Here is a 12,723-nt window from a genome sequence, read left to right on the forward strand (position 1 = left end):
CTTATTTGAATTAAGCGTTGTCGCCTTCTACAACTTCAACGATTTCTTCGATTGAGTCAGCTTGAGCTTCTGAAGCTGCAAATTCTGCTTCAACTGTTGCTGCATCCTCACCTTGACGTCCTTCGATGATAGCGTCAGCCAATTTAGCTGTGATCAATTTAACAGCGCGGATAGCGTCATCGTTAGCTGGGATGATTACATCGATATCGTCTGGATCAGTGTTTGTGTCAACCATCGCTACAACTGGGATACCCAATTTTTTAGCTTCTTTAACAGCGATTTGCTCTTTATGTGGGTCAACTACGTACATTACATCTGGGATACGAGGCATGTCTTCGATACCACCCAAGAATTTTTCAAGACGTGCACGTTGTTTGTTAAGAAGTGCAACTTCTTTCTTAGGAAGAACGTCGAAGATTCCTTCTTCTTCCATACGTTTGATTTCTTTCAAACGAGCAATACGTTTTTGGATAGTTCCCCAGTTAGTAAGAGTTCCACCCAACCAACGGTGGTTGATGTAGTATTGACCTGAACGTTCTGCTTCTTCCTTAACAGCATCAGCAGCTTGTTTCTTAGTACCAACAAACAATACAACTGCATCGTTAGCTGCAGCATCACGCATGAAGTCGTATGCTTGGTCAGCGTATTTTACAGTTTGTTGCAAGTCGATAACGTGGATTCCGTTACGTTCAGTGAAGATGTACTTAGCCATCTTAGGGTTCCAGCGACGAGTTTGGTGACCAAAGTGTACACCAGCCTCAAGAAGTTGTTTCATTGAAATTACTGCCATGAGTATTTCTCCTTTTTGTTTTTTTCCTCTTCTCGATTTCAACTTGCAAAACGACCCGAGGGCAACAGTTTCACAATTCATCAAGAATGAGTATTATCGTTTACACGACAAGGTTCATTCTACCACATTTTAGCCATATTTTCAAGTGATTTTGATAGATTGTATGCGGTAGAATTTTTTAGAACGCCTAAATTCATACATTTTTTAGGAGAACATCACCGAGTTTCAAAAAAAGACTGAACAAATTTCTTGCTCAGTCTTGACATTGATACACTTATCAGGTATCATTAATTAAAGACTGAGTAAGAAGGACGAGTTCTTACTCGGTAAGGCGAGAAGTGTTAGCGCACTTTTCGTCTTTTTTTATTCGATTAATTTAAGTAAATTATAACACATTTTTACATACCGTGCAAGCATTTTATGCTTGATTGTAGCACAAAAAGACCTTTTTTTACAAAGGTTTTTGTTATATAACTTTTTATATACTTTATTATGTACCTCTATTGTTTTCGGAAGTAAGATAATCTTTTACTATCAGGGTAACATTGATATCTAGATGTATTTTCTTTATCCGTTTTACTCATTCTTTTTTTAATGGTATAAGCAGAAACTTCCTCTAAAGAAATAAATTTTTCATAATCTTCTCTCCAGTTGCCAAAGAATAGCTCCCTCAAAGAATCTTCATAATTCAAAACAATTATCCTACTCATCGTCTCAGCTCCAGCAAGTGTCCAGTACATTCCTCTTTTTTTCATTCTATAAGTGACCTTACGATGCTGACTCTCCATTATCCCGATTCCTGCATGACTGAATCCCCTTTGTTCGGCTGGTTTGGTGTATTGGAAATTTCTCAATATTTTACTCTTGAACTTCTCAAATAACTCTTGTTCTTCTTCTGTCTCGATATAACTTTCTGTCGTATCTAGGACAGTTCTCATTAACTGTTTATCATGCTGCTTAATCGCCTGGAAAGCTCTATCCAATAGATCTTCAGAGTAAAATTTTAAATAATTCTTCAACTCCTTATTTACATGATACTCATCCCAAAAATGTTCGTGTCGTTTAATTCGCAAAACCTTCGCAATTTCTTTGAAAACATAGGGTGTATATCCATGACCCCCATCAGAGTTCGTAATCAATAAAGTCTGATCCGTAACTTCGTAATTATTGAATAGATAATCGATTACCTGCTCCCTCACTAAGCGATTGTCAAGACCAATAAATTCCTTTTTGTCCTGGAGTTCAAATCGATTGCTGCCAACTTTCTGGCTTCCTGTATGAACTACAAAATGGGATAAATCATAATGTTTATTATCCTTCTGTGTGTCACGTGCTTTAACCATCACACCATCACCCTCAATATAAATAACCTGGGCTTTTCTTTTGCTAACCTCTTTATTCTCCTCATAATATCGATAGCCTTCCCTTTCCTCCAATAACTTCTCACAGATTTTTACAGCTTTTACTACAATTGGCTTTGTGATAGAGATGTGATAAGTCAATTGGATCACCTGAGTTACTTTATCATATGGCATTAAAGTAGATAATTTGGCCACCTGATACATAAATTCCCAGGAGAAGCGGACGTTCTTTTGAAGCCCTAACTTTTCATCTACTGGAATGACCCAATGATCTCCCTTTTTCCAACGTCTTCTTCTGAAAGTAAACTCACCAAATGTAAAAGCGACGGTTCGCTCCATTGAATGAATACAGGTATAGCCCTTTGCTTTCATGACTGGAACCATCTCCTCATCATACCTAGAAACAAAATTATAAAATTCTTTTGCATTTTGAAACAGCAATTTATTTTTTAGTTCTCTCTCATCAAAGAAAGCCATTCAGAATCCTCCCTTATTAAAATTACGCTTATTTTAATAAATTTTGACCTGAATGTTCAAATAATCCTTTATTCTGACAAAAAAAGAGCCTATCTTTTCAGATAAACTCTTACTTGTCATACCAGGGTTTCTCTTTCTTACTCAAATAGGATTTGCTCATTTCAATAGTAGCTATCCCCATAGGAATCAAAATAATACTCCATAAAACCGTCACAATTCCATCTGCAATAAAGGAAAAACCACCTGTAAAGTGAAGTCCCAAATACAGTAATAATACAACTGGAAGGAAAGCTGGAGCGAATTTCAAAACGGCCAACCCTAAAACAATTATAAACACCGTACTAAGTCCAAATGTTTTATAGAACACATAGATTGCTATAGCTCCGATAAAAATAAAGAACAGCTGAACAAGTCTTTTAATATCAATGAAAATCATCATAGATTCCTCCTACTTCATCAGTAATATTTTAAAATTTATTATCTCCTCGTGTCTGGATACCAAATAATTTTTGATAAGACACTCTATCCCAATCATGTTCTAAGTAGAAAAAACCTACAAGCGAGTACAATTTTGAAATACTTTTTCGCGATAATCCTTTCTTTTTCCAAAAACGATTATTCCTCCAGCTTTTTATAAAATTACTCTTTGATTTCAACTTTTCAATTTCTCCCAAAAGGGAATTGTTAGCCATCTTATAAAATGGGGCGTAAGATCCATATTTGGATTTGAATAGTTTGTTATACTCATATAATTCATATAATCTAAACCAACTTTCGTGAAGTGATTTAAAAATATACTCTTCGTCCGACAATAAAGAATGGATCTGTAATGCAATGTCTTCAGAGATATTAAGAACATCCGTTAAATTTGAGATAAAGCTGATTTTAGATGTCTTATAAAAAAATCTAAATTCATCATCAGAATAAACATAATGAATGAGGTTATAAAGATTAACTTCAAGATTAACTTCAAGATTATTGAAATCCTTTGGCAAATCATTAACAGGAATACTATAAGTAGTATTTCCAGTTGTCTGATAGTGTTTCTTTGCAAACTCTAAATCACACTTTATACGCTCTTGGATGAAATCATTTTCTCGCTTTCTCTTCATTGACTCTTTTTCCCAAAAAATCCGCTCCTGTTCTTCGTTATATTGTGATTGCCTTTTCCAACTAGAATACGGCATCCCTGTAAAAACCATGCTACATTTCCTTTCTTATGGAACGCTATTTTTTCTTTCGCTCCATCTTTTCCCATTCTCTTATAATCAGATTCTCGAGATAAGATGAAGCTGATTTTTCACCGTGATACTCTACTAAAGCATCTAGCATATCGTATCGAACATTATGATGCAGAGAGAAAGGGAAACGTTGCTTTTTGTTATAGCTTTCAGGAGACTTTCTAGCCTCCTGATTTTGTTTTCTCGACGAAGGAGTCTTTTCTCTCTTTGGTGTACTCTGGAACGTTTGTTTTACTTGTGCGAATCGATTCTCTGTCATGCTACCTCTCCTTCTAACACACTCAAAATATTTTCATATACGTAGTTTATATTATCATAAAACTTCTGATGTGTCTCTTGTTGGTTAGCTGTCATCTCTTCACGCTGCTCAAAGACACTCTGACTGATCACAAGGCTCTTGGCCATGAGCTCTTTCTCCTGGATAGATCCCAGGTAAGCCTGATCTTCTTCAACAACTTCTAAAAATTGTTTACAGGTGTCTGTTACATTGTTTCCAACGTACTTAATCTTATTTCCAATAAGATAAGGTTCTGCTTTAACATAGCTTTTCTTGGTAATAACTTCGATAGCTTCGCTCTTAATGAAGTCTACAAAATTTTTCAAAGATAACCAGGCACGAAAACCATTTAGAGAGGCATCAGAAACAGCCAAGACAATATCTGATACAGCTATAAAATTTGCTGTAACTAAACTCTCATCATTGTGCGTATCAATCAGAATGACATCAAATTGTGCTTCTAACTCTTCGTAATGTTCGCTAAACCACATAAACAACTGGAGATACTTGTTGTTTCGACTAGCAAGATCTAACTGCTCATCTGTCAAACGCTCATCACCACAAATCAAACTGAGATTTTCTGATATCGGAACAATCTCATACTCTCCAGTCGTAAATATATCATAGACGGTTTTCTCACATTTTACATCAAATGTTCTTGTCAAATTACATTCCCAAGCTCCATCAATGAGTAGTGTTCTAAGCCCCTTAACACGTGCCAACCAATCCCCTTCATTAAAGGTATCTGTAGTCTTACCACCGCCACCTTTTCCTAAGTTTGTAGTCTGAATCTTCATGATTCCCTCCTTAGATAATTGTATATTTTGTTATATAACTTTTTATATACTTAATTATATCTAAAACAACTTTGTTTGTCAATATAAAAGCACAAAAAGTTATATAACTTTTTGTGCAACTTATTATCCGTATGTACCACCTATATTTCCGCCAACATAGGCTTTTAGCTGGATTTGTTGAACCGTAGTATTGAAATTTCCAACGAAATAGCTATTCTCTTCTCCATTTTTAGTTAGAACAACTAAAAATTGAATCACGTCATCTGATTCAGTTGGCATCACTTCCAATTGTTTAGGTTGAAAATCATACTGATTCGTCAGAAGAGCCATCGCGAAAGTTTGAACCATCGCATTCTGTGTCATAGATAAATGATTTTCGATTGTTCCCTTGACATTTGGCAGAAAATTCGTCTTTTTTATATCTGCTACTGCTTCTTCAAAGGCTTTTAACACTTCTTTTTTGTCTTCTGGGCTTGCCTCTGCATAGGGGCGTTCTAGTTTTAGCTTAGCTGTCCGATAATGCTTCTCGTCTGCTGTTTCCTCTTTGGAAGACGGCTCGTTTTGTGCGGTTCCTGAAGAACTCACCTGGGCAGCTTCTTCTATTTTAGTTTGTTGAGACGGCCTGAAACTCGATACAATCCCTATCCCTGCCAAAACCAATAGAATACCTACTACAATCGATGCAACCATATTCTCCTTTATCCAATCAATCATCTTATATACTCCTTTTAATTTGAACTTAATTTAGCTTCTCTGTCATCTGGATAAGCAAAAGAGATTACCTGTTCTTGTTGTTGTGATTTAGTCCAAATACGATAATTCCATGTATATGGAGTTTTGAACTGATCCCAACCACTCAGAGGTGTATTTTGTTCTACAAATAAGATAGAGCCATTCTCGAAAACATGACATACAATTCCAGTATGACCATATCCTCCGCCTCCTACCTGTGAAGAGAAAATAGCGCCTCTTTTAGGTGTAGTCTTAACCGAATTTCCAAATATTGCAGCCCATGCCGCCGCTTGATCTTTCCCATCTCCCTGTACTGAGCCAGAATGACCCCATAAGTGATTTCCCATGCTAATTGTAAGATTCACACATTGTCCAGCATACTCGTCACTTCCAGGATTATACCATCCTGTAGACTTGGCATAATCCATGCCTAAGCTCTTAGGATCAATAATGAATGGTTTCAAGCTATCTGGCAAGTCTTCTGGTTTATACCCCCATGCAGTCGCATCTGAAGGGACAGTTCCCGTTCCATCGGCACTGCTACCTGACTCACCACATCCACTTTTTTCAGCTGAAGAAGACACCGTACTATCTGAAGAACTAACATCTTGTGTACTGGATCCTTCATAGGGCTTCTCACCATGAGCAGCAATGGCTTCCTTATCAAGCCACTGATATTTCGTACCTAGTTTTTGATACATATCAGTTAGTTTGCTCTTATAAGTGCCATCTGTGGCCCATCCACCATCTGCTATAGCAGATAGGCTAGCAATACCATTTGTATTGTTTATAGCCCCTTTATAGAGTGTCTGGTGAGCCATAAACTCAGCTTTCCCTACGATCCCTGCATCGTAGCTAGAGAACCAAGTATAAGCTCCTCCTGTACCGTCTCCGACATTCGCTCCAGGCTTTGTCCCACTTAAATCAACACTATCTTCACCATACGTCGCAAGAGTAACTGGAAAATTACTTTTACTAGAGGTTTTAACACCTCCCATATTGTGAGCTTTCCAGAAGGAAGTACCATTAGGATTCGTAAAATTGAAGCCATTCTCTATCATTGTTTGAGTGATAGAAGCTGAAGGTAGGAAACCTCCTGCCTTCCAAGACAGGATATAGGCTTCCTTGTGCTTTTTTACAAATTCATCGATGGAACCATCAGCTGAAGAAACTGTGGAGTCGCCAGTTGAAGATGTTGTTTCTACAGCACCACAATCATTTCTTCCATTATTAGTTACAGCTCCCATTATCCCAACTAACATGGTTATCCCAACATTGATAATTAATAGGAGAGCCACAAAAGGAATGAGGATCTTCAGTTTAAATATTTTTTTCATGGATACCTCGCTTATTTACCACAATCCTAATATTGTTCGCAAAATTCCATAAAAAACTAAAAATACAATAAATCCTATTCCAATCTTCTTGAGACCGTTCAAAAACTCCTTATCTCGTTCTTTTTGTGCTTCCAGTCGTTTTGGATCAGATTCTCCCTCTGAAGCGAAATAATCTCTTTCTTGTTGCATGCGATATTTACGAATCAATACGTATTGATCAAATCTCTGCTTAGTCCTGGCAATCATTCCTAGTTTATTTTTGGCCATTCTGGTTTACCTTCCTTTCTTACTCAATACCGCCATAGCGCTCAACTTCAGGGGCTAACAGCTGTTGGTTAAAGACCAGATTTCCTACCCCTGCAATATTCATGAATAACTGTCCTTTCTTCAGACGAGGCAAAGTCTCTAGTTCAGACTGGTTCATTGATCCAGATAAGGCGTTAGCTAGTAGAGGAACACTGGTTTCGTCCGTCTGAGCAAAAACTCTATATTGCATCAGACCAAAAATCCTCTGGACTGCCGTTACGTACGGATCCTTATGAGTGCCAATCCCCGTCTCAAACAGAATCCCTCGCAGTGAATTAACAGACAATACAACACCAGCAAAGTTTTCCCCCATTGTATCAATCATATCAGCCAGAAGGTTGACACTACTTTCATGCTTAGGGTCAATGAGTGTCTGTGCCCCACTAATATTGACAATATAGTGCTGCATATCCATCTCCGTTAAGTCAGGACGTCTCTTCAGTAATTGCTTACAGCGTTTTCCGTTATTGACAATATCAGCCGAGACAAGTGAAAGAACAGAGAATATTTGAACATTTAACAAATGAGGGGCATTCTTCAAACCTGAGAAGTCAAATGTCACAACTTGCTCTGAAGAAATATCTTGAAATTTGGTTGTCCCCTCGAAAATTTCTGCGTTTGTTGTCAATAGTTCGTTAAACGTGTTGTAAATACGCTTAACAGCCTTGTGTTCGGCTTTATCCGTACTAGTTTGTTCCAGTCGACGTTTGTAGGCATCAACAAACAAAATAAAATCAGACAGAATAGGATACTCTTCCTTCACAATATCCGTCGCTTTCAGTTTTTCTGGATTCAATGAAGGATTTCGAGCCCACATATTTCCCTCAATATAAAACTCATTCAGGAGAGTTCCAAATGTGATTAAATCGTCTCCTGTCACTTCATTATTCAGGAGTTTATAGATACTCTTCAGTTTCTCGATATGAAGGTTGTAGGATTTCTTCTTATCGATTTCAGTTCCTGCTTCATTGGTCACTGTTGGAAATACCTGGAAGATATTGATACGGTTAGCCTCACCTGATAAATCAAGAATCAATCCATGTTGTTTTCGTGTCTGATCAAGAAACTGGCCAGTAGCATCAAAGTTACGAATATAATGCCCCTTCGCATAGAGACCGTCTGTGTGTTTCATAAGAAAAGATCGTTGTCCCATCTTTGGATTTCCAGATAGGATCATAAAGGATCGTGTTCTTTTCTCGTCACGTTCTAGAAAATTGAAATTTACCGCTCCGTTCGTTGGAGTCCATCCAAGATAGAAGCCTTTCTCATCTTCTAGCTTCGTATGATTAAAGAAATATCCACCAGCTATTGAGTGAGCTGGAGTCGGTATCCCTCTTCGATGATTGGGCAAATCAATCTGATATTCGGCTGGAATAAATGGAGCATGGTATTCAAAATCTAATTCTCCAGACAGAATAGTGGATTTGAATTTCGACGTTTTGTCTTTGACTTCTTCAACCTTCTTGAATAACTCTTCTTTGATTGATGCAAACACAAAGACACGAATATACATCCCATACATAGCTATATTCCGCTTATCAATTTCACGGCTTAGTTTATTAAGATTGTCAATCTCATCTAGTTCTTTCCGATTATTGGTTAGTTTGCTATTGTTTGTAATCCGTGTTGACTTCTCTTCAATAGAGTCCTCAATCTCTTTTTGAAGCTGTCTATTATCCTCCTTGTACAGTGACAGGAAGGAACGTGTTCCAGGAAGCAACAACAATTCAGAAAGCCAAAAACGATCCATTCCTTCAGTTGGATACTCATAATAGTGTAAGACCGTATGGCATCCATCTCCACTTATCCAGAAACGATCATCCTTTTTAAAATCAATATTTCCTTGCGGTTGAATCTGGCTAAGGAAAGCAAGGTCATATCCTTCATTCTTTAATTGTCTTTGTCTACGTTTTGATAAATCAGGCATGCTATCTCTCCTACACTTTCTCATTCATATTGTTGTATTGCTTTATAATCTGAATTTTCTTCCTGTAGCTGATATCTTGTGGAACAAAATCATTATTTCCATAGGTTTTAGCCTTACGAACCAATTCGTCCAATTCGGTTGTTGTAGGTGCAAATAGCCACAGTATGAACTCTGTATTATAGACTTCTTGTCGGATGCTTTCTTCAACTTTAATTTGGCTTTGAAGCCAAATTTCACGATCCTTGAGTTGTAAAAAACGTCTATCATTTATTGATAACTTAGACATTTCTTGTCGCACTAAATCCAAATGATGGCGTAAGTCAGAAATTTGCGTATCTGTATTTGTTGGTAAAGTTGTCGTCTCCACTTGGATATTCGATCCAAATCGAGTCAACCAGGTTTCAAAATTTTCAATGGTTCTCATAACCTCGTTATAAGACATCGATCCTAAATCTTTACCTGGTATCTCCATCAGCTGCAAGTAGCCATAATCAACTAACTGGATATAAGCCTGGCTGTTCGGAATGATTGATTTTACATCTAACAACTCAACGCAAGAATGTAAATCAAAATATTCCTGCGTTTGTTTCTTTGTTTCTTGAAGACGTCCCAGAGGGCGTTTCTCGTTTTTTGAGGGTTGAATTTGTTTAATCGCCATTATGGTTTTCTCCTTCTGATATAATTCAAGCTAATATAACGTTTTCTTCTTCGTCTGAAGAAAAGAAACATGCTGTGCCAATTCTTTTTGCCACCGTTAGCTGGTAACACCAGATACAAACTCAGAACTGGTGTTAAAAAAATGAATGCGAACATCTGTATCCACTGGCTTTTGGGAAAGATTTTTAAGCCAACGCTCAAAGCGATTACTCCAGTAATTCCTACAAAAGCAATATCCAGGATAAGAAGGCCTATAATCTTGACTTTAGCGTAGATGTCTCTAGGTACACCGTATTTTTCATCGTACATTAATTTCTCCTTTATATTTGTTTTGACACTCACATTATAATGAATAATCGAAAATATCTTTTAAAGGGACAATAGCATTTTCACCATCATCCTTCAGGAAAGAATTGTACAAAAAGTTATATACTTTTTTGAACAATAAAAGAAGCCTCAATCTTGAGACTTCTTGACTAAATCAAAGAATGATTCTTCAGAAAGGAAAGTGATGGATTGACCTTCTGATATTCTTCTAAGCGCTGCATCATGCTTTTTAGACCGTTTATCTGGATCAAAAAGATCCAACTGCTTGTGTCCTAAAACCAATATATCTGTTTTATTAGATACATAGCTTTGCACGACAGCTCCTTTACTTTCTAAAAATCGTATGGCTTCTTCTCGAGTTAGAGGACGTAGGCTTCCTGTGATAACAATGTTCTTTTCTGTTAAATCCATAGTTCAGCCTATTCTTCTTCATCGTCACTCTCAGCACCTGTTATATGACGTCCTCCCTGCATACGCTGTCCTGCTTGTTGCATTTGTTGGTTCATGTAATTCATTTGATTCATGCTCTGTTGAAATTTTTGTTGAGAAGAATCAGGCTGTGCTGGTGGTTGTGATTCTGAAACTGGTGCATCTGCAGGTGGATTTGGATCTTGAATTGGGGACTCCATTTCTTCAGCTGAAGGAGTTGGATCGACAATAGGTGCATCTGTTGTTCCTGGATCAATTGGAGGCTCAGGAATATCAATTGGTCCAGGCTGCTGATCAATTCCAGGAACAGCATCATTTTTCAGAGCGTTATAGGTCGCATTTTGAGCAGAGGCAGCTTTATCATCCAGCTTATCTAAAGCGCTACCAACTGCCCCTTTCGTATTTTGCATGGCTTCAAAAGCTTTCCATTCTGCCAAATCAACCATATTACTTACACCACCTTTGGCCGCATTCATCAAGCCCTGGTCTTTTACAGAGTTCAAAGCACCTTGAATACCACCTCCAGTTCTGGCAAGGCTATTTCCTAGAATCTGACTTCCTTTAGACAAGGCATCTGGAGCTTTTTTAGCCATATCCATACCAAATTGGCCAAGTGCCATACCACCATTAAAGAGACCACCTGCTCCAGCCGCAAAGGCATTCCCCATCATCATAGCACCTAGCAATTGTTGAGCTGTTTCACTATGACCAGTCGAAACTCCAAGCCAGCGCTCGATCATGGCCACTCCTTGCATTGCTGCAAAGAATACTCCAACATAGACAAAGGCAGCGGCGAGACACTGTTCCCACATATTGAGTCCATCAAAGAATCCGCCAGAAAGCTTAGATACTGCTGAAACAGAAAGGATTGGTAAATCTCTGAAAATCTCAAGTGTTACACGCATAATGATAACTTCAAAGAAAATTCCTGCTAAAGCACCACCAATCGTTCTTAACAGCTCTTTGTATTTCTTTGAGTTTGATAGGGAGCTATAACCAAGAATCGGAGAAATCATTGCTTCAATCAGAATATCAAAAACTGATTTGACGAGCTTGATGATCATGCTGACCAATAGAACAATCAGGATAATGTACTGAAGAAACATCCCTATCCAGTTGACTTTATAGCGCATATAAACGGATTCAAAGGCACTCAATTGATTAATGAGGCGATGTTCTGTGATGCTTTCAACTCCAGTATTATTGGAATTCAACTTATGGAGGAACAAGCCTTTAATACCAGGTATTTTGTCTTCGCCCTCTATATCCTCCAACATTTTTGGATTTGTTGTACCATAGTTTGCCCCAAAATCAATCTTGGTCGCAAAATCAGTCGTGTCCCGCTGTTCAGGGTTATCCGTGATATTATTGACAGGGGTAGAGCCCTCTTGAACAGGCTTGATATAGCCATAGTCATCCATTGGAAACAACTCCGTAGAAAAATCCTTGTAGATCAAGACTTTTAAGTCTACCACATTATTTTTCATGGGTTGAAGAGCCAAGGAGGAAGTCGGTTGACTGCCAGATGGCGCTTCACTAGTGACCGTCTGGATAGACATGGCATCCTGTGCCACTGCTGTTGAGATAGTGGTCAAAGCTAGTGGCAATACAGCAGTTACAGCCGTTACCAAAAGGAAATTCGTGATGACTCCTTTGTATTTGACTGGCTTTGTAAAAACTCCTGCGACGGCCGACACGACCAAAATCAGAGTAAACAAGGACGTCCCCAATAGCTGAAACCAGTAAAAGAACTGGCCTATAATCGTCTTCTGGTCGCCCAGATAACCGAAGAGGCCAAAGAGCTTAAACATATTATTAAAAACATGTTCTAGGCTGGAAGTGATTTGATAAAGAGCCTTCGCAATCCCTCCTGGTAAATAGGTGAGAAATGCCATAAATGCAGGAGTCGGTTCTAAATAGTTATTCCAATAGGAATAGAACTCTGCCAGCTTTTTTGCATTCTCACCAGTAATCTTGCCATTGAGATCTTTGACCTCATTCACCAAATCTGAAAAGGTTTGATAGTGCACTAAAGGTACCTTCTTTCTTTTTAAGATACCCCTAT

At 38.0% G+C, this 12,723-nt stretch carries 14 protein-coding genes; all 14 read right to left on the bottom strand.

Features of this window, described 5'->3' with window-relative positions; genetic code table 11:
* Positions 1–10: 10 nt before the first annotated feature.
* A complete protein-coding gene (gene rpsB, locus M9H69_RS09910; protein WP_049537932.1) occupies positions 11–790 on the bottom strand; it encodes a 30S ribosomal protein S2 in 780 nt (259 codons plus the stop codon).
* Between the two features lie 500 nt (positions 791–1,290).
* Complete coding sequence (locus M9H69_RS09915; protein ID WP_250315531.1) at positions 1,291–2,628, bottom strand: ISLre2 family transposase; 1,338 nt, start codon at positions 2,626–2,628, stop codon at positions 1,291–1,293.
* 109 nt (positions 2,629–2,737) lie between these two features.
* Entirely contained in the window at positions 2,738–3,067 is a 330-nt protein-coding gene (locus tag M9H69_RS09920; RefSeq protein ID WP_006152272.1) for a hypothetical protein, read from the bottom strand.
* Between the two features lie 28 nt (positions 3,068–3,095).
* A complete protein-coding gene (locus tag M9H69_RS09925) occupies positions 3,096–3,830 on the bottom strand; it encodes a hypothetical protein (protein ID WP_250315532.1) in 735 nt (244 codons plus the stop codon).
* A 25-nt stretch (positions 3,831–3,855) separates the two neighbouring features.
* Positions 3,856–4,128 carry a hypothetical protein gene (locus M9H69_RS09930; protein ID WP_000138498.1) on the bottom strand — a complete coding sequence of 91 codons (273 nt, stop codon included), beginning with the start codon at positions 4,126–4,128 and terminating at the stop codon, positions 3,856–3,858.
* The gene (locus M9H69_RS09935) at positions 4,125–4,943 is read right to left on the bottom strand and encodes a ParA family protein (RefSeq protein ID WP_125457463.1); all 819 of its coding nucleotides are present in this window, start codon (positions 4,941–4,943) and stop codon (positions 4,125–4,127) included. The genes M9H69_RS09930 and M9H69_RS09935 overlap by 4 nt, the downstream gene beginning before the upstream one ends.
* Before the next feature lie 123 nt (positions 4,944–5,066).
* Positions 5,067–5,657 carry a hypothetical protein gene (locus tag M9H69_RS09940; protein ID WP_250315533.1) on the bottom strand — a complete coding sequence of 197 codons (591 nt, stop codon included), beginning with the start codon at positions 5,655–5,657 and terminating at the stop codon, positions 5,067–5,069.
* 14 nt (positions 5,658–5,671) lie between these two features.
* Positions 5,672–7,012: a CHAP domain-containing protein gene (locus M9H69_RS09945; RefSeq protein WP_250315534.1), complete on the bottom strand. Its 1,341-nt coding sequence runs from the start codon at positions 7,010–7,012 to the stop codon at positions 5,672–5,674.
* Positions 7,013–7,027: 15 nt separating this feature from the next.
* On the bottom strand, positions 7,028–7,279 hold the full coding sequence (locus M9H69_RS09950) for a hypothetical protein (protein WP_001107251.1): 252 nt from the start codon (positions 7,277–7,279) through the stop codon (positions 7,028–7,030).
* A 19-nt stretch (positions 7,280–7,298) separates the two neighbouring features.
* Complete coding sequence (locus M9H69_RS09955) at positions 7,299–9,245, bottom strand: hypothetical protein (RefSeq protein WP_001113074.1); 1,947 nt, start codon at positions 9,243–9,245, stop codon at positions 7,299–7,301.
* Between the two features lie 10 nt (positions 9,246–9,255).
* Positions 9,256–9,903, bottom strand: coding sequence for a hypothetical protein (locus tag M9H69_RS09960; protein WP_000985686.1), 648 nt, complete (start codon positions 9,901–9,903; stop codon positions 9,256–9,258).
* On the bottom strand, positions 9,903–10,211 hold the full coding sequence (locus tag M9H69_RS09965; RefSeq protein WP_250315535.1) for a DUF5592 family protein: 309 nt from the start codon (positions 10,209–10,211) through the stop codon (positions 9,903–9,905). Before M9H69_RS09965 ends, M9H69_RS09960 begins: the two co-directional genes overlap by 1 nt.
* Positions 10,212–10,358: 147 nt before the next feature.
* A complete protein-coding gene (locus tag M9H69_RS09970) occupies positions 10,359–10,640 on the bottom strand; it encodes a BRCT domain-containing protein (protein ID WP_049510588.1) in 282 nt (93 codons plus the stop codon).
* A gap of 8 nt (positions 10,641–10,648) precedes the next feature.
* The gene (locus tag M9H69_RS09975; RefSeq protein WP_250315536.1) at positions 10,649–12,688 is read right to left on the bottom strand and encodes a pLS20_p028 family conjugation system transmembrane protein; all 2,040 of its coding nucleotides are present in this window, start codon (positions 12,686–12,688) and stop codon (positions 10,649–10,651) included.
* Between the last annotated feature and the right edge of the window lie 35 nt (positions 12,689–12,723).

The sequence above is a fragment of the Streptococcus oralis genome, from assembly GCF_023611505.1.
GTDB classification, from domain to species: Bacteria; Bacillota; Bacilli; order Lactobacillales; family Streptococcaceae; genus Streptococcus; species Streptococcus oralis_CT.